Origin of the sequence: Gimesia maris (assembly GCF_008298035.1) — a bacterium.
GTDB lineage: Bacteria > Planctomycetota > Planctomycetia > Planctomycetales > Planctomycetaceae > Gimesia > Gimesia maris.
Genome location: NZ_CP042910.1, coordinates 1,721,836 through 1,739,691 on the forward strand (window position 1 = coordinate 1,721,836; position 17,856 = coordinate 1,739,691).

At 49.2% G+C, this 17,856-nt stretch carries 11 protein-coding genes, 1 tRNA gene and 1 pseudogene; 7 read left to right on the top strand and 6 right to left on the bottom strand.

Going from position 1 to position 17,856, the window contains the following annotated elements:
* Window positions 1-12: 12 nt before the first annotated feature.
* Window positions 13-1,434, bottom strand: a complete 1,422-nt coding sequence (locus GmarT_RS06525) for a DUF1501 domain-containing protein (protein ID WP_002647554.1) — start codon at window positions 1,432-1,434, stop codon at window positions 13-15.
* 7 nt (window positions 1,435-1,441) lie between these two features.
* A complete protein-coding gene (locus GmarT_RS06530; protein ID WP_002647553.1) occupies window positions 1,442-4,255 on the bottom strand; it encodes a PSD1 and planctomycete cytochrome C domain-containing protein in 2,814 nt (937 codons plus the stop codon).
* Between the two features lie 269 nt (window positions 4,256-4,524).
* Here GmarT_RS06530 and GmarT_RS06535 point away from each other — a divergent pair, with 269 nt between their 5' ends.
* From GmarT_RS06535 to GmarT_RS06545, 3 genes are all read left to right on the top strand, one after another.
* The gene (locus GmarT_RS06535) at window positions 4,525-5,385 is read left to right on the top strand and encodes a 3-keto-disaccharide hydrolase (RefSeq protein WP_002647552.1); all 861 of its coding nucleotides are present in this window, start codon (window positions 4,525-4,527) and stop codon (window positions 5,383-5,385) included.
* Between the two features lie 113 nt (window positions 5,386-5,498).
* The gene (locus GmarT_RS06540) at window positions 5,499-9,008 is read left to right on the top strand and encodes a PVC-type heme-binding CxxCH protein (protein WP_052301266.1); all 3,510 of its coding nucleotides are present in this window, start codon (window positions 5,499-5,501) and stop codon (window positions 9,006-9,008) included.
* Window positions 9,009-9,059: 51 nt separating this feature from the next.
* Complete coding sequence (locus tag GmarT_RS06545) at window positions 9,060-11,132, top strand: CehA/McbA family metallohydrolase (protein WP_002647549.1); 2,073 nt, start codon at window positions 9,060-9,062, stop codon at window positions 11,130-11,132.
* Here the strand turns inward: GmarT_RS06545 and GmarT_RS06550 are convergent.
* A complete protein-coding gene (locus tag GmarT_RS06550) occupies window positions 11,129-12,235 on the bottom strand; it encodes a sialidase family protein (RefSeq protein ID WP_002647548.1) in 1,107 nt (368 codons plus the stop codon). The two genes, GmarT_RS06545 and GmarT_RS06550, sit on opposite strands and share 4 nt — an antisense overlap.
* 274 nt (window positions 12,236-12,509) lie before the next feature.
* Here GmarT_RS06550 and GmarT_RS06555 point away from each other — a divergent pair.
* A tRNA-Ile gene (locus GmarT_RS06555) sits at window positions 12,510-12,583 on the top strand.
* 164 nt (window positions 12,584-12,747) lie between these two features.
* Here the strand turns inward: GmarT_RS06555 and GmarT_RS29860 are convergent.
* Window positions 12,748-13,488, bottom strand: a pseudogene (locus GmarT_RS29860) (tyrosine-type recombinase/integrase); the annotation flags it as partial.
* On the opposite strand from GmarT_RS29860, the gene GmarT_RS29865 reads away from it, so the two are divergent.
* Window positions 13,459-13,758 carry a hypothetical protein gene (locus tag GmarT_RS29865; RefSeq protein ID WP_230682357.1) on the top strand — a complete coding sequence of 100 codons (300 nt, stop codon included), beginning with the start codon at window positions 13,459-13,461 and terminating at the stop codon, window positions 13,756-13,758. The pseudogene GmarT_RS29860 and the gene GmarT_RS29865 sit on opposite strands and share 30 nt — an antisense overlap.
* Before the next feature lie 239 nt (window positions 13,759-13,997).
* The gene (locus tag GmarT_RS06565) at window positions 13,998-14,324 is read left to right on the top strand and encodes a hypothetical protein (RefSeq protein ID WP_002647546.1); all 327 of its coding nucleotides are present in this window, start codon (window positions 13,998-14,000) and stop codon (window positions 14,322-14,324) included.
* Window positions 14,325-14,369: 45 nt separating this feature from the next.
* On the opposite strand, the gene GmarT_RS06570 is transcribed toward GmarT_RS06565, so the two are convergent.
* Complete coding sequence (locus GmarT_RS06570) at window positions 14,370-15,470, bottom strand: hypothetical protein (protein WP_002647545.1); 1,101 nt, start codon at window positions 15,468-15,470, stop codon at window positions 14,370-14,372.
* Window positions 15,471-15,808: 338 nt separating this feature from the next.
* On the opposite strand from GmarT_RS06570, the gene GmarT_RS06575 reads away from it, so the two are divergent.
* The gene (locus tag GmarT_RS06575) at window positions 15,809-16,666 is read left to right on the top strand and encodes a hypothetical protein (protein WP_002647544.1); all 858 of its coding nucleotides are present in this window, start codon (window positions 15,809-15,811) and stop codon (window positions 16,664-16,666) included.
* Window positions 16,667-16,715: 49 nt separating this feature from the next.
* Here GmarT_RS06575 and GmarT_RS06580 read toward each other — a convergent pair whose 3' ends face one another.
* Window positions 16,716-17,825 carry a toll/interleukin-1 receptor domain-containing protein gene (locus GmarT_RS06580; RefSeq protein WP_002647543.1) on the bottom strand — a complete coding sequence of 370 codons (1,110 nt, stop codon included), beginning with the start codon at window positions 17,823-17,825 and terminating at the stop codon, window positions 16,716-16,718.
* Window positions 17,826-17,856 lie beyond the last annotated feature (31 nt).

Sequence of the window (17,856 nt, forward strand, 5' to 3'; positions counted from 1 at the left end):
CGAAACCGCCGATTATCCGAGTAATTCATTAATCACGGCTCCACCAGTCTGGCTGAGTACTTTGAAGCGGCCTTCGTGGAAATAGGTGAGCTGGTTATCATCCAGCCCCATGATATGTTCCAGAGTCACATGCAGGTTCCTGATCGGGTTGACGACTTCTACGGCATGATCCCCAATTTCATCAGTGGCCCCGATACGATGTCCGGCTTTAACGCCGCCCCCTGCCATCCACAGTGCCATGCCTTTCGCATTGTGATCACGACCGGCTGCCTGTCTGCCGCTGCGAATGCCATTGTCGGGAGATCGCCCGAATTCACCCGTCCAGACGACGAGTGTGTCGTCGAGCAGTCCACGCGATTTCAGGTCCTTGAGCAGCGCCGCGATGGGTTTATCGACGGCTTGCATGCGTGCTTTGTGCGAACGTTCCAGGAAGTCATGTGAGTCCCAGCCTGCGGCGTAGATCTGTACGAAGCGGACACCTTCTTCAACCAGTTTCCGAGCCAGCAGGCAACGGCGACCGAAGCTATCCGTTTCGGGTTGACCCAGGCCGTACATTTCCTGGGTCTGCCTGGTTTCCTGGTCGAGGTTAATGATATCAGGTACCTGTGCCTGCATGCGAAAAGCGAGTTCGTACGATTCCATCCGGGCCGCCAGAACTTCTTCATGCGGGTGGCGCTGCATGTCTGCCCGATTCAGTTGTGCGAGCAGGTCCAGGTTTTTGCGCTGCGTTTCGCGGGTTACATGAGCGGGGGGATTCAAATCCAGAATGGGTGAGCCTTGAGAACGCAAAGCCGTTCCCTGGAAGTAAGCCGGTAAAAAGCCATTTGACCAGTTGGCAGAACCTCCCTGCGGGTAAGCGACTTCGGGGAGAACGATGAATGCGGGCAGGTTCTGGTTTTCGGTTCCCAGACCATAAGTCATCCAGGAACCGATGGCCGGGTCCCCGCCGAACCGGTTGCCTGTATTCATGTGATAGCAGGCAGTGGGATGATTAATCGATTCAGCCTGCAGTCCATGATAGACGCAGAGATCATCAGCAACGTCAGCAAGATGCGAAAAATGTTCACAGAGTGAAATGCCTGATTCACCGGCTGGCTTGTGTTTGAAGGGACTTTTGATGTAGTACCTTTTCCCGCTGGCCATGGCGGAGACCTGTTTGTCTTCGCGAATGAATTCTTTGAGGTGCAGCTTTTCCAGCGCGGGTTTTGGATCAAAGGTATCCAGGTGGCTGGGGCCCCCTTCCATAAACAGGAAAATACAGGCTTTGGCGCGGGGCTTGAGGTGGGGATCGCGCGGTTCGAGTGGCTGCGCCCGTTTGAGATTCGCTGATTTCGGTGAGGCTTTTTCTTCTGCCTGCAGAAGCGCATTAAAGGCGACTGTGCCCAGGCTGGCGCTCATGCCATACAGAAAGTCGCGGCGTTGTAATCGATGCATGGGGATATTATCGCAAATAAATAAATTCGTTGGAGTTCATCAAGACGAGACACAGCTCCGCCAGGGCGCGGGTGGCTGCATCTACGTCCCATGGTTTGAGATCCTGCTTGTAATTTTCTGACAGGTCCAGGTTTTCGGTCCAGCTGAACGACTCACCAGTTAATTCTTCAATCATTTCACGTTTCACTTCGCGTGGCAGAGGGATTTGCTGAGGAGGATGTTGTTTATGATATGTCTGCATCTGCTGGACGTGTTTCAAAGCCATCTGCAGTTCAGAAGATTCAGGGACGCGTAGCAGAACCTGCTGGAAAGCAAGCTGAACCGCGTCTTCGTGAGTCTTTGATTCCTGCCTGATTTTATGGGCCAGCGCCAGGGCGCGGTCGTGTGTAAATTGACCATTGAACAGAGCAAACGCCTGTGGGGTCACCGTCGTTTCATCGCGACGTTCGCACGATGATTCGCTCCCCGGTCGATTGAAGACTTCCAGCATCGGATCTGAAAGGGTGCGGTAGCGAAAGGCATACAGCGTGCGTCGGTTCCTCTGTTCACGACGCGGCATCGGTTGATAGGCGGGAGCCACTGATCCCATGATATGACGTGGTTGCAGGGCGACTTCCCAGTTGATTTCCGGAAAGACACCCGGTCCTCCCATTTCCGGATTTAATTCGCCTGTCAGAGAGAGCAGAGAATCGCGAAGCTGCTCTGCGGTCATTCTACGGGTGGGAAAATGAGACAGGAGTCGATTGCTGGGGTCGACTGTTCGAACCCGTTCTGCATTAACAGGATGGCTGCTTTGCTGGTAAGTGTCAGAGGTCATGATCAGGTGATGCAGCTGTTTGAGCGACCAGCCATGATCCATGAACCAGGTAGCGAGCCAGTCGAGCAGTTCAGGATGAGAAGGGCTGTCCCCTTTCTGACCGAAGTTATTGGGGGTGGCGACCAGTCCGGTGCCGAAATGCATCTGCCAGATGCGATTCACAAAAACCCGGGCGGTCAATGTGTTATTGGAGCTGGCAATCCAGCGGGCCAGCGCCAGGCGTCTGCCTTCTGTTGACTGGGGGATGGTATTCCAGGCATTCGGTTCTTTGATGCTGTTGGATCCGGCCACCGCACTGAGGACTCCTGGCGTGACCTTGTCTGTGGGAGCAGTGATGGCGCCCCCGGCAAGAATGAAGGTCTGCTGGATCTCACCCTGTTTTTGTTTCGCACCTGGAATGAGGTTGACTGTTTTTGTGGAGCGGTAATTGTTCGGCGGCCCATTATAAACGCTGAAAGCATACGGTTCATATCGTTTGAGTTCCCGCTCGAAATAAGCGATGCGTTTGTTATTGATTTTCAACAGGCTTTTTTCAAGTTCGGCTAAGCCAAACCATTTGAGGGGGGGGCGTTTGTCGGCGGCAACCTGTTTGAGGTTCTGGTAACCGTTTTCTTTGAGCCAGGCCGCGATTGCAGCGTCTGTTTTCTCTTTGAACAGCTGTTGTTGTGCCTGCGTTTCTGCCAGGAGTCGCTCCGTGCGGGCTTTCATGTCGGCGAAACCGGAAATGTTTTCGTATGGCTGATAGTCTACTTTACGATCCGCGAACTGTACCGGAGCGAAGACTGCCTGGATGCGGTAGTAATCGCGGGTCGGAACCGGATCAAATTTGTGATCATGACATTTTGCACAACGGAAACTGTGCGCGAGAAAGCTGACGCCTACGCTCTGGGTGATATCATCCAGGAAGAGCTGGCGCGTGACGGCGGCGACACTCATCCCCGTGTGTTCCCAGGGACCGCTGCGAAGGTAACCGGTGGCGATCAACAGCTCGGGATCTTCAGGAGCCAGTTCATCGCCCGCCAGTTGTTCAATAATGAATCGATCATAGGGTTTATCAGCATTAAAACTGCGGACCAGATAATCACGATACCGCCAGGCGTTGGGGCGTTCATAATCATTGGCAAACCCGCTGGTGTCGGCATAGCGGACGACATCAATCCACATTTGTGCCATCTGCTCGCCATACTGGGGACGCTCCATCAGTTCTTTGATGAGTTGTGACCAGTCGAATTGACCTTGGTTTTTTTCAAATTTACTGATCTGCTTCAAAGTCGGAGGCAGCCCGGTCAGATCATAAGTGGCACGTCGAACGAGTGCTTTTTTCTCGGCGGGCGGGGAAGCAGGGAGTTGCTTCTGTTTCAGTTTTCGCTGAATGAACGCATCGATCGGATTTTGCCGTGATGTCTGCTTTTCTGCAAGGGCGTTCCAGGGAACTGGAGGACGCTGGATTGGCTGATAGGCCCAGATTTCAGCAGGTTCATAAGTACGATTGGTCCAGGTCGGGCTTTGTCCGCCGGATGTGGACATGGTGGTGGCGGTATTCTGGCTGGCATTATCTGTAGTCAATGGGGGGAGTTCTCTATCTGTCCAGATGGCGCCTTGTGCAATCCACTGTTTCACGTCAGCGATTTCTGTTGCGTTCAGGCGATTGCGTTCCTGGGGCGGCATCTGAATGGAGTCGTCCTTCCAGGTGACCGCGTTCCAGAAGGGGCTCTGTTCTGGTTTGCCTACAGTCACAGCTGCTTCGCCTGACTCCCCGCCTTTGATGAGGGAGTCCCGCGTCAGCATGTTGTATTCCCCTTTGATGTCATCCGGGGTACTGCCATGACAGCCCAGGCACTTCTGTTCCAGCAGGGGACGGATTTTCTGCAGATAGAATTTCTCCTGCACTGTCAGCGGTGCTACTTCTGCTGTTGCCGTTTCAACGAATGGCAGGCTCATGAGCAGGGCGAAACAGAGGCTACTGTAAAATGTCCGCGCCGTGAGAGCAGAAGGAACGTACATAGAGAAATCTCTCAAAGTCAGGTGAGAAGTTCAGAATGAGATCATTGATGACTTATCTATAAAGGTACTGGGCGGAGCATGAGAAATCAATTTCATTTCGACCCTACATAATTTCATTGACACAAACTTACACTGCGTTTTCTCTAAACTAAAGTTGTGTATTTGGGTGGGAAGGCGAACAGTGTTGCGATACGATTAACTGCAATCCACTGCTGTATTGCGGCAGTGACTATTCTGCATTGATGTCCTGTTATGAGAGAAGGCAAGTTATGAGTATTCGATATAAGATCCTGGGCTGGGGGTTGTGTCTGTGCGCCGTAAGTTCCCTGTTCAGTCAGCACGAAGTTCTGGCACAGAAAGAAATCAAGCCGGTCAAACCGAAGACATTACCAAAACAACTGCCCAAAGAGGGAAGTGTTACCGATGGCGCGATCGTAAAAATTCCACCTGAAGATGCTTTGCATCCGGGGTACACATCCCTGTTTAACGGCGAAGACTTTACCGGCTGGAAAGTTCCTGAAGGAGACAACGGGCATTGGAAAGTTGTGGAAGGAGTGATTGACTATGATGCACAAAGCGAAGCCAAGGGAGATAAAAATCTCTGGACGGAAAAGGAGTATGGCGACTTCATTTTAAGCCTGGAGTGGCGAATCAAAGAAACGACGGGCCTGTATAAAGTGCCCATCGTATTAGCCGATGGTTCCGAATTGAAAGATGCGAATGGAAACGTAATTACCGTCGAACTTCCGAATGCCGATTCAGGGATTTATCTGCGAGGCACACCGAAAGCACAGGTCAATATCTGGTGCTGGCCCATCGGTTCGGGTGAAGTCTATTCCTATCGACGCAATCAGTCGGTTTCACCTGAAGTACGGGCAGGTGTGACTCCCAAGACAAACGCCGACAAACCAGTGGGGGAATGGAACAAGTTCATTATTATTATGGTCAAGGATCGTCTGACTGTCATTTTGAACAATGAAATGGTTCTGGAAAACGCGCAACTGCCGGACGTTCCGGAAAAAGGTCCGATTGCCTTTCAACATCATGGCGGCAAATTGAAGGATGGGACTTTCAGCCCCGCCAGCAGCCTGATGCAGTTCCGCAATATTTATATCAAAGAACTTGATTAACTCCTGATTGATTCTGCTGAATTGATCCTTTACGATTAAACCCGTCTTCTGTCACTTTCAGTGCCTGCAGCAGACGGGTTTTTTCTTTTTGAAGATTCACAGGTGAAGCAACGATGATGCAGTGTTTTCGGATCTCCTGGTGGTGTCTTGGCTGGTGTCTGCTGACGCCGGCTTTCGTATTTGCTCAAACGTCGGATAATCCGTTTCGCGAAATTATTCGTACTACAGAACCGCTCACTCCTCAGGCTGAGCAGAAGTCCTTCACACTGCCACCAGGTTTTGAGATTCAATTGTTCGCGTCAGAACCTGAGATTCAAAAACCTTTGAATATGGCGTTTGACATGAAAGGGCGGCTCTGGATTACCGATTCGTCCGAATACCCTTATCCCGTCAAGCCGGGCACCAGGGGCAAAGACACGATTAAGATTCTTGAAGATACCGATGGCGATGGACGATCTGACAAGATCACTACGTTTGCGGAAGGGCTGAATATTCCGATAGGTCTGTATCCCTGTCAGAACGGAGTGATTGCCTTCAGTATTCCAGATATTTCGTTTTATGAAGATACCGATGGAGATGACAGGGCTGACAAGGTTACCAGACTGTTCGGCCCGATGGGATATGAACGTGATACACATGGCATGAACAACTCATTTCGGCGGGGACTGGATGGCTGGTTGTATGCGAACCATGGATTCAATAACCAGACTCGCGTGAGTGGCAGTGACGGGCATGTCGTTGAGATGCAGTCGGGGAACACCTACCGGATGCGGCTGGATGGTTCGCGGATTGAGCACTTCACTCACGGACAGGTAAATCCCTTTGGTTCCACCTTTGATGAAAAAGGAAACCTGTTTACCGCGGACTGTCACTCTAAACCGATCTACCAGATTCTGCGAGGTGGTTACTATCCGAGTTTCGGGAAACCCCATGATGGGTTGGGATTTGTCAAACCGATGATGGATCACCTGCATGGTTCGACCGCGATTGCTGGTGTGGAAATTATTTCTGCAGAACAGTTTCCCGAAGAGTATCAAGGTGATTTCTTCAGTGGAAACGTGATGACGAGTCGAATCAATCGCAATTCTCCCGTTTATCATGGTTCGACCATTATCGCGCAGGAAGAACCTGATTTCCTGATCTCGACCGATCCCTGGTTTCGGCCGGTGGATATCCGTCAGGGGCCCGATGGTGCGCTGTACGTCGCCGACTTTTATAACAAGATTATTGGACATTATGAGGTCCCCCTGGATCATCCGGGACGGGATCGTTTACGGGGACGCATCTGGCGGATTGTCTGTAAAGGTAAGGATCATTCTTCGGTCGATTATTCAAAGATGAACGTGGAACAGTTAATTGCTGCGCTTGGTACTTCCAATTTGATAACACGGACGCTGATCACAGATTATCTTTCTGATCGGACAGAACTGGACGTGGTAGAACCACTACAGAAAGCGGTTCTCGAAGCAAAACAGCCTGTCATCGTAGTACATTCTTTGTGGATATTGTTTCGCAGGGACGCTTTGACGGACAACCTGCTGGCGAAAGCGTTAGCCTGTCCTGCGGAGCTGGTGCGAATTCATACAGTGAAAATCCTGGCAGAACAAAAAACGTGGAGTTTTTTCCACCATCAACTGGTGACAGATGCATTGCGGGATGAAAATGCATTTGTGCAACGCGCCGCAGCAGAAGCGTTGGGCCTTCACCCTGCGGCAGAGCATATCCCGGCTCTGTTCGCTTTACACAAAAAGATTCCGGCAGAAGACCATCATCTCGAATATGTAGTGAGACGGGCATTGATGCTGCAGATTCGTAATTCGGAAATCCTGAAGCAACTGGACTGGAAAGCTTTGGCTTCCGAGCAACGCAGCGAACTGGCATCACTGTCGCTGGCGGTACCCACCGAGCAGGCGGCCCTCTACCTGCTTCGTTATCTGCAGGCAGAAAAAGCTGATCCAGAGAAACTGCCGGAGTACAGCAGGCATATGGTGCGCTATCTGCCAGAGGAGAAATTGGCCGTCGTAATTCAGATGGCACAAACTCAACTGGCGGAAAACCTTGATTTGCAGGTGGAGGTTATCAAGGCAGTGTTACAGGGATATCAACAGAAAGGATTGCGCATCGATGCTGTACTTTCTGACTGGGCCACGAGACTGACTCAAACTTTAATCAAGCGGCAGGAAAAGCAATCGATACAGTGGGTCAATTATCCGCTGAATGAGGTGGACTCGAAGAATCCCTGGATGTTACAACACAGGGCTTCTGCAGATGGGAACCAGTCTGCTCCTTTTCTCTGCAGTTTACCTGCCGGGGAACGGGCGACCGGGAGATTGATTTCGCAGCTTTTTACCATACCAGAGAAATTCAGCTTTTATCTGGCCGGACACTCAGGCTTTCCAAAGCGACCCGAGAATGGTCGGAATTATGTGCAACTGCGTCACCTGGATGATCAACGTGTCCTCAAGCGGGTTTCCGTGCCACGGAATGATCTGGCACAACGGGTTGACTGGGATCTCAAGGAGTTTGCAGGTACTGAAGGCTACCTGGAAGTGGTCGACAGCGACAGTGGAAAAATCTATGCCTGGCTGGCCGTCGGACGGTTTGAACCCGATGTGATTTTCATTCCCTGTCAAGGAATTCAGCAACAGATCAACCGCTGGTCCGCAGCCGCCTTTCTGGTGGAACAGTTCCAGATTAATGCAGCCCGTCAGGACCTGCTTACTCTCTTGACTGAGCCATTTCTCGATCCCAAATTGAAAAATGAACTGGCTTCAGCGGTGATGACTCTGGATGGAACTGACGCGTTTCTGCCGCTGTTTCCGTTGCCGGTTCCACAAAATCCTGCTGCAGGCAGCTTTCAACAGGATGTGATCCAGGCAGTTATTGGGCAGAAACAGGACCAGGTTGATGTTCTATTGCAGCGCGCATTCAAAATGTATCCTTCTCGTCTCCAGACGGAATTAGGTAGAAAAGTGTCTCAACAACCCGGAGGCACTGAGCGTCTGATCGTGTATGCAGAGCAGGGGAAAATATCACCACAGTTACTGACAGAACCAGCGATCCAGAATCAGATTCAGCAATCAACTGATCCAGAGCTTAGGCGTCGGATGAAAATATTACTCAGTGCATTGCCTCCCCGCGAGAAAAAGACACAGGAAAATATTGTTCAGCATTTCAAGTCGCATGCGACTTTTGAATTGTCTGTAGAAAATGGGAAAACTGTTTTTGAAAAGAACTGTGCGGTCTGTCATCAGCTGGCAGGCAAAGGTGCCATTGTGGGACCTCAGTTGGATGGTATCGGGAACCGGGGGCTGGAGCGGCTGCTGGAGGATGTACTTGATCCGAATCGTGCGGTCGATATCAATTTTCGTACGACGACTGTGATTACGGATGCCGGACGGATCGTCTCGGGATTAAAAAGGCGAGAAGAAGGGGCGGTGCTGGTGTTTGTTGATAATCAAGGGAAAGAGTTTACAGTCGCGAAAGATGACATTGATGAGCAGCAGCAGTCGCCACTCTCATTAATGCCCGCAAATCTGCTGGAAATTCTCTCGCCGCAAGAACTGCATGATCTGCTGGCCTATCTACTGCAAAGTACAAAAAAAGAAGCGACAGATCACTGATACAATCAGAGCTTACATAATCAGAATTTTACCGAATGAAAGTCGCTCATCATGCCGGCCTCCCCATTTACGACACTACTGATTTGCCTGATCTTTGCTGAAACGGTAGCGTCTGCAGAGCCGTTGATCATCACTGAGCAACTGGTTCATCTGCGCCATTCGGGGGACCGTGAATGGGCTACGTTTCCGGAGCAGGCACAGGACAAAGAGCTGTTACTGCGATTTAACGCAGAATCGAATTCCGGGGAAACAGCTCTTTTTTTACGTCAACAGGATGTGAAACAGACCTGGAATATCGAGCTCAATGGCAAGATCCAGGGAAAACTGGTTCGACAGGAACAGGATCAGCAACTGCTGATACCCGTTCCGCCGGAGACGCTGAAAACAGGAGTGAATGAATTGCGGATTTACCAGTCTGGCAAGATAACTCCTGATGATATTCGCGTGGGAGAGATCGTATTGCTGACTGACCCAGCTTCTGAATTTCTTTCGGAATCGCAATTGTCAATTAAAGTGACTGATAAAGAAACAAAGCAGGGTATTCCCTGTCGAATCACTATTGTGAATGCGGAGGGGACACTCGTCGTTTCCTCTGCTGAATCTGATGAACACCAGGCGGTGAGGACGGGCGTGGTGTATACCCGCGACGGGAAAACGCAGGTTGAGTTACCGGCGGGGGAATACACGGTGTATGCAGGTCGTGGGTTCGAATATGGTGTCGACCAACAACATCTGATCCTGAAAAAGGGAGATAAAAAGAAGGTTGAACTTGAGATTGGCCGGGAAGTAGATACTTCGGGCTACGTGAGCTGCGATACACACATTCATACTCTGACTCATTCCGGGCACGGCGACTGCTCCCTGAAAGAACGCTTGCTGACACTGGCAGGAGAGCAGATTGAATTTCCGATTGCCACCGATCATAACAAACAGATTAACTACGAACCGCTCGCACGAGAATTAAAAGTACGTCAGTACTTTACGCCCGTGATCGGCAATGAAGTCACTACGAAATGGGGGCACTTCAATGTGTTTCCTGTCCGGGAAGAGGGGCCGATTCCCGATTATCAACTTTCTGCCTGGGATGAAATATTCGAGAGCATTCTGACAACACCTGATGTGCAAGCCGTGATTTTAAATCATGCCCGCGATATCCATTCCAACTATCGCCCGTTTGGTCCGAAAAATCATCTCAGTCTGACGGGAGAGAATCTGGACGGCTGGCGGTTACAGGCAAATGCGATGGAACTCATTAATTCGGGGGCCACTCAAACTGATTTCATGCAACTGTATCACGACTGGTTTGGCATGTTGAATCGCGGCGTTTTTTTAACGCCGGTCGGTTGCAGCGATTCGCATGATGTCAGTCGCTATATTGTCGGTCAGTCTCGAACTTATATTCAATCGGATGCCCAGGATCCGGGCAAGATTGATGCCAGTCAGACAATACAAAATTTTGTGGACGGGAAAGTTCTCGTGTCATACGGTTTGTTGACTCAGATGAAAGTCAATTCCCGGTATGGTCCGGGTGAACTCGTTCCACCAGCGAAAGAATACACTGTGAGTCTGACGGTCTCCGGTCCTTCCTGGGTGAACGCAGCACAGATTCAACTGTATGCGAACGGACAATTGATCCGCAGTGAGCAGATCAAGTCCCGGGAATGTGGGGGCGTGAAGTGGCAGGGGACCTGGCAGGTGGTACTGCCCTCACATGATTGTTTTCTGGTTGCTGTTGCGACAGGTCCAGGGGTGTCCGCGCCGTACTGGCAGTTCGCGAAACCGTACCAGCCTGCTACTCCGGAATTCGAATCGCAGGTCGTGGGGTCGACGGGGGCGGTCTGGATAGACGTCGACGGCGATGGTAAAAATACGACTGCTTTCGAGTATGCAGAGCGACTGGTGAAACAGCATGCAGAAGATCTGAATACACTGCTCAAACATCTGGATGGATACGATCAGGCTGTTGTCATGCAGGTTGCCGGTCTGTTAAAAGCACGCGGCCTCAAACCCTTCGATCCAAAACTGACAAAAGCGCTGCGGGAGACATCAAAGACCGTGCAACTCGGTTTTGCCCTGTATGGAGAAGCCTGGCGTGCCAGCCAGATCGCCCGCAGAACGAATTAATGTTCGTCTGTCTGTAACGCAGCCAGTGGTGTGCGAACAAAGAATACGCCGGGACCGTCGGTTTGATGGGGATCAAGATCGTAGAACAGGGTGCCCAGAGTCTTATCATCAATCTGTACTGTGCGAGGCCAGCCCCTTCCTTTAATCGGACGGCCCGGATTATAAATGATGACCGCATGATCTTTGTCCCATGTCCGGCCGGCATCGTGTGAAAGTTGCAGTTCATAGGCCCATTCATCATCACGGCCCACGCCATACAGAATTGAAGTGAGAACCACGGGCCCCTGTTTGAGGGCAGCCAGGTCATAGCCGGCAACACCAAAATAAGGGAGTGATTGCAGAGGCTGCCAGGATTGCCCCTGGTCGTTCGAACGTAGACCATACACCATGTTGCCTGGTTTTCCGGACGGGACGGGAGCCTCATTCTGGGGTGCACCGCTGATGAGAGTCCCCTGGTTTGTTCGGATGAGGGGTACCATGCCATGATTACGCCCATCGCCGAATGGAGTGATCATATTCTTGCTGCGATTGTAAATAACTGTGCGATCATAGAAGGGGCACACCCAGCGGTTGGCATCAAGTTCGAGAATCGGGTGTCGCAGACAGGTGTAGTTGGTGTAATCATCCAGGGGGATCTCCGTGACAGGAGACCAGGTCACGCCATGGTCTTTGGAGGTGCAGAATTGAGGCACCCGCCAGCGACGTGTGCCTTCCACGCGGTAGCAGGACCAGTGCAGGACAATTTCGCCATTTTTGAGTGTGGTGAGTGAACCTGGATAGATGGAACACTCTTTGATCGTGGGAATCGGCTGACAGGCCGACCAGGTCAGACCGCCATCAGTAGATCGCGCAAGCATTAGTTCTTTTCCACCCCCGCCCTTTTCATTATAGACTGCCAGCAGGTCACCGTTCGCGGCCCGACAGAGGGCAGGGTGGATGTGTCCGCCAACCACCGAGCCAACACGAATGGGAGTGCCTGGTACCGTGGGAGCATTTTCCGCTCTGATCTGGCTAGGGACGATTCCAAAAATCAGATAGAAGCTGCAAAATATCAGCAGTGGAAGCAAAAAGAGGCGGCGGATTGATTGCGTCACTGAGTGCATATGGGAAGCGGGCCTCCGATTATGGACTGGGAATAATCCCGAAAAAACGAATGCTGCTACGATCCTGTTTACCGTGGCTTGTGTCAGACTTCAACAGACGAGTGAAATTGACGGAAAGTTAAGCAGGAATGCCGCTTTCAACTCCTGTTGCTTTGACAGTCCCCCGGAGGTCCAGTAAGCTATCAGCCTTACATTTCTTTGAAAGACATCGGTGTCCACTGATCCGTTTCTGTTCTCAGGATGGTCGTGGTAACTAATAATCTGAAAACAACTTGGGGCCGTAGCTCAATCGGTTAGAGCAGCAAACTCATAATTTGTTGGTTACAGGTTCGAGTCCTGTCGGCCCTACTCTTTTGTATAGTATTCTCTCGCATAGGCTCGCAAGTCTCGGATTCGCAATGAGATGAATCATCGTCTCTGTTTTCCGTTTGCGAGGCTATACCAGCCCGATCAGACGAGTACTGCACCGCATTCTGCACCGCTTTTTCAAAGTCCGATTCTCTCACTTGCAGATAGCTTTGCATCGCCACTTGAGGCGAATTTCCAAGCCAGGCAACAACCGTCTGGATCGGAAATTGTTCTATCAATTCGGTCTCTCGACTGGATCGCAAATTCTGGAACGGTTTAGGCCAGGGTACGAGACCAGCACGCTTAATGATTTTGTGAAACGTCGTCCGCAGGTTCTCACTTCTGATACGATGTCGGGTAATCACATGCTCTGTAAGGTCTTCTGCAGGCTCGAAAAAACACTTTTCAAGATACGGTCTGAGTTCCGGGAAGATCGGCACGATACGTCCCTCTTTGCCCGCGTATCGCTCTGTTTTGGGACTGGTGACGTAGAACCGGTTTCGATGCCAGTTGATGTCTTCCCAACGCAGAGAAAACGTTTCTGAGGGCGTTCTGAGGCCACCGTAGCGGGCCAGGGCGATGATCAGCTGCCATTCTGCATCAGGGCAGGCGTCAATCACTTTTTCGGTATCATCAATCGAAAGGAAATAGTGCCGGTCTCTCGTGGGGACCAGCGCAGATGGCAAACAGTTGAACGGATTCTTGAACAGCAATTCCTTATCAATCGCGTAATTGAACATCGTCTTTGCGATGCCTGACAGTTTCCGTATGGAGTTTTCCGCCAATCCCCGACCGATCAGGTAAGCACGCCATTCCTTAGCCTCACCCGCATTCAGAGACTTCAGAGGCTTGTCTTTTCCGAAGTGGTCAATCAGATGTTTTTTGACTACTTTGTATTTTGCCACAGTACGCGGTTTAACGTCTCCCGTTCGAAGCTTGATGAAATCGTCAATCAGCTTGCCCAGGAGAACGATTTCTCGCTGCTCAATCAATCCGACTCGGGCCAACCGGTCTCTCAAAGTATCGTCAATCGTTGTCAGCCAGCGGGATGTAACATCGTCCAAGGCATGACCGGACATTTTCGAAGATACCAGGCACTCAACGCGAACCTTGGTTGCTTCTGCTGTTTTCATTGTGGCTTTGCCGAGACGAATAGAACGCCGTTTTTTATCTGAACCGACAAACTGAATTTTCTTACGTCCGTTTGGTTCTTTGGTTATGCTTGCCATGTATCGCTTTGCTTTCGCTTTTAGCTGTGTTTATTGAATGATAGGACGTATCCATCGTCTGAGAATCAATCGCGTTACACTCCATTCAGTGCGATTGTCGAGGGGGCCTACTGAAAACTGCTGTTTCTTTTTGAATTTAATCGTTTAAACTAAAGGTTTGGTTTACCTGTGCTGAGGTAGTTTGAATGACTGAAAAAAAGAGATGGAAAGTTCTTCGTTTTCTGGGCTATGCCATTCCTATTTTGTTAGTGGCTTACGTTTTGAGTATTGGGCCTGCCACTATTCTTTTGGATTATTCTAAAAGCAACTCAGGTTTAACTTACTACGAAGTAATGGATGATCCTAAGTATCAACAATATGAAGAGAGGATTGGAACGTTCTATACTCCTCTAGCATTGTTAATGGATAGTAACGAATCGTTCGCATATGTAGTCTACGAATACATAGAGTTATGTTTTGTGATTTTCCCTGTAGAATTCAAGAGTCCAATTGAGAAGAATCTAGGTATATAGAAATCCCCGAAGCGCAATAGCTGCGCCTCGGGAGAGTCCAAGACCTTATTGCCGTTTTTCAATTACGGCTTCTGGCTCGCTGTGTTTATGCAATTGATTCCAGGCAGAAATCAGGTTCAACGCTTCGCACCTGCTCAACCGAAACCTCAAATGCGTGCCATCCGTGAGAACGACATTGTATTCGTTCCCATCGTTATCGGCTTCATTGAACCCATTCAGAGCAATACGCTGACTCATATCGATGGCTGATTCCATCAGAAATAAATCGGCTTTTCGTCTGGCATCCTCACTGCTGTTTGCATTCTGAACCTGTAACATCACCTCTTCGCTAATTGTCGGGTTCGTAGCGAAGTGATGCCCCATTTGAATCTCAAAGAGTTCTGTTTCGTCCTCTTCAGAATCAACCAACGGGGTTTCCATCTCTGCAGTTTGATTTAAAGGTGACACTGTGTCACCCTTTTGTTCCATCGGTTCCAGGTCAACTGGATCCGAATTGCTTTCCTCTGCTTGGGTATCATCCTGATTAGGCCACGGTTCCAGATCAGCAGGACAGATGGAACGAGCAATGTAAGCCCGCTTGCGGACTTCTCCCGGTTCGCAGTGATCAAGCCGATAATTCAAGTCACCGACAATCTGCTTGCACTGATCGCGGGGGCCATCGATCCTGATAAATGCCGGGGGTAAATCATATTCGTTTTCCGGTTTCCAGGGAGTCGGCAGGGCAACACTGAGATTGGCATACTTACTGCCGACGCGAACGCGAATGTACCAGTGAGAGACAATGCCGTCCTTGCTGTTTGCGATTCGTTCCCGGTTGAGGATAGCAGCAATCTCAGCAGCTGTTTTGGCTTTCTTGTACATCGTTGTATGTGGCGGAACTGATCGCCAGCAATCAGCCTGCCAGTCTTCAGGAACGTTGACCAGGTAAACCGGCCAGTCATGGCGGGGGGTATCGACGCGTAACACTTCGTCAGGGGCTGGTGTGCCGATAGTGGGGGCTTCAACAGGTTTCAGGGCTTCCCAGTTGGCTGCCTTTTGTGCCAGCTGATCAACTGCCGTTGAATGACCTTTGGGAGAATCGAAGCCGCTTCCAGAGACGTTTTGAGAACCAGAGACGCACGCGGGGTTTGTGAATGTGGTATTCATCCTTAACCACCTTTCATTACGCACAAGGCGTAAAAAAAGAGTGCAGACTCTCACACACAGCTTCTAAGGCGGAATAGTACCGCCCGGGGTCCTCACGGATACCCCACTCTGCGCAAGAGCCTGCACTCCAATTACTATTATTGGTTTTAGAATTCATAGTTACTATTTGCCTTTCAGCTTTTAGAAGGCTCGATTTTGTTTTGATTCGCGTTATTTGTCAATACGTTACAAACTTTTTATTGAAAGCAATTCGGTAATTGACGTTGGTATATCAATCTCTGTAGAGTGGATTGAGGCTTTCACACCTTTTGAACAAACACCCAAATGAAGATTTTGTCATGGCAAAAAAAGCGGCTACTCGAAGAAAGATCACCAAGACCAAATCCAGCAATACTACAAAAGAAACAATCGAATGTGGTTTGATCATGCCTATTTCAGAAATCGATGGTTGTAGTGCAGACCACTGGGAACAGGTCAGAGAGATTATCGAAGAAGCTTTGGATTCCGAGTCGATAAAAACCCGGCTGGTAAGTGATGCCGACGAAGTTGGAATCATTCAAGACCGAATCGTTAAAAACCTTTATCAAAACCCTGTGGTAGTTTGTGATGTGAGTTGTAAGAATCCAAATGTAATGTTTGAATTAGGCCTTAGGCTCGCTTTTGATAAGCCTACCATTGTGATTAAGGATGATGAAACGGAGTACTCTTTTGATACCTCACCAATTGAGCACATCCCGTATCCAAGAAACTTAAATTATCGGAGTATGGTTAAATTCAAAAAAACTTTGCGACAAAAAGTAGAGTCAACACTAGAGAAAGCTAAGTCGGACCCAAACTACTCAACATTTCTAGGTTCTTTTAGAATCAAGAATCTGGTAGGAATTGAAACTGACGAAGTAACACCATCCGAATATGTGTTAAGTGAACTCAAAGATTTAAAGAAAATCGTAAGTAGAATTAGTTCAAAGCAAAGCACATACCAACATATTGACCCAAAGTTTCTGCCCAAAGAATTTAAACCAATCGAGGATGAACCTGTTCGCATGACACATGAGATCAGGTTTGGTAATGACAGTACTTTTGAATTGTCGAAAGAGGCCGTGGAAAAATTAATAAAATGGAAAGCCAACAAACCTGACAATGTTTTTTCCACGATGACTGCTGATGAATTCGATGAGTTAATTACAAGGTTATGAATGTCTCTGAAAATATTTTTGTGTTTGATAGGACGCTTTTTTCTATAACTCATAATTTCCGTGGTGGCTCGGGCTCCCGCCCAGTATTGTTCGTCTGCAAGGACTTCACCACTCGCTCCAGCTGCTGTTCAAACTTTGCTTTGTCCGACTCCCACTCAGTGAAATCCGGGGCCATACGTTCGAGCACCTGATTCTTATTTGGATGGTTCCAGTCTGAGAAAAGGTAACCATCCAGGTTCAGAGGGATTAGAGACCGAACCTCACAGCCCCGGTCTTTGAACAACTGCTTTTCTTTGGCGAACGCGTGTTTCAATTCATCATTAACCCATCCGCTCGTCAGAGAATGCTTGGACGCACAGAGCAGTACTTTGTCCCAGCCCCGGATACCGTGGTCTATCCGATCATAGATGTTGTCACCAGGCAGAATCTGATGATCGTCGAGCCAGCAGCTAATCCCTTTTCCCATTAATGCCTCGTATAGACGACGAGCAAACATTTTGTCCTCGTGGCTGTAACTGATAAAACAGGAATAGAAATCAATTTTGGCTCCTGAAAAGTGGCTCGGTATATTGGTGACAAAACCATCTGGTAAGCCACAACCACTCAGAAAGCTTTGGGGGATTTTTCCGTGAGATCGCATTAAGGTATCAACACCTATGGTACTTCGATTTAGGTGTTCGATTTTTTCGAGTCCTATTACTTCAGACAAATCTAAATTTGTCCAAAGAGTATATGAAGATTTCGCACGACTTAGGCAAGTGTCTTTCATTTTAGCAAAACTAAAATTTGTATAATGCAACGTTGCATCTTGAAAATCAGCACCACATAAATTCGATTCAGTAAAATCAGTTTTGACAAAAATAGCATTTCTAAATATCGCGTTGGTAAAAGTGGATATCCCTAAGTCTGCCCAAGACAAGTCAGCTCCAGTAAAGTCCGTCCCGATGGCTTTAATTTTATGCAATACTGAAAAAGATAGATTGGCGCTGTAGAGATTGGCCCCGCTTATATCTAGGTTGCCAAAGTCAACTGAAGGCAAAATGAGTTCACTCAAGTCTGCCTCGCGTAAATCAAGAATCGTGTAAAGATGCTCCTTTCGCCATTTTTCTATGGTATCCTTACCCTGTTTAACAATCTCGACATGTTCAGGGTTTGCCACTTTGTTCTCCCTAATGACTATCTATTCAAAT

What these genes read in the sequence shown, in the direction of transcription:
- GmarT_RS06565 (WP_002647546.1), top strand. Translation starts at nt 13,998, where the DNA reads ATGACTGAAAAAAAGAGATGGAAAGTTCTTCGTTTTCTGGGCTATGCC.
- GmarT_RS06545 (WP_002647549.1), top strand. Translation starts at nt 9,060, where the DNA reads ATGCCGGCCTCCCCATTTACGACACTACTGATTTGCCTGATCTTTGCT.
- GmarT_RS06575 (WP_002647544.1), top strand. Translation starts at nt 15,809, where the DNA reads ATGGCAAAAAAAGCGGCTACTCGAAGAAAGATCACCAAGACCAAATCC.
- GmarT_RS06535 (WP_002647552.1), top strand. Translation starts at nt 4,525, where the DNA reads ATGAGTATTCGATATAAGATCCTGGGCTGGGGGTTGTGTCTGTGCGCC.
- GmarT_RS06530 (WP_002647553.1), bottom strand. Translation starts at nt 4,255, where the DNA reads ATGTACGTTCCTTCTGCTCTCACGGCGCGGACATTTTACAGTAGCCTC.
- GmarT_RS06550 (WP_002647548.1), bottom strand. Translation starts at nt 12,235, where the DNA reads ATGCACTCAGTGACGCAATCAATCCGCCGCCTCTTTTTGCTTCCACTG.
- GmarT_RS06540 (WP_052301266.1), top strand. Translation starts at nt 5,499, where the DNA reads ATGATGCAGTGTTTTCGGATCTCCTGGTGGTGTCTTGGCTGGTGTCTG.
- GmarT_RS29865 (WP_230682357.1), top strand. Translation starts at nt 13,459, where the DNA reads ATGTTTTTTGACTACTTTGTATTTTGCCACAGTACGCGGTTTAACGTC.
- GmarT_RS06525 (WP_002647554.1), bottom strand. Translation starts at nt 1,434, where the DNA reads ATGCATCGATTACAACGCCGCGACTTTCTGTATGGCATGAGCGCCAGC.
- GmarT_RS06570 (WP_002647545.1), bottom strand. Translation starts at nt 15,470, where the DNA reads ATGAATACCACATTCACAAACCCCGCGTGCGTCTCTGGTTCTCAAAAC.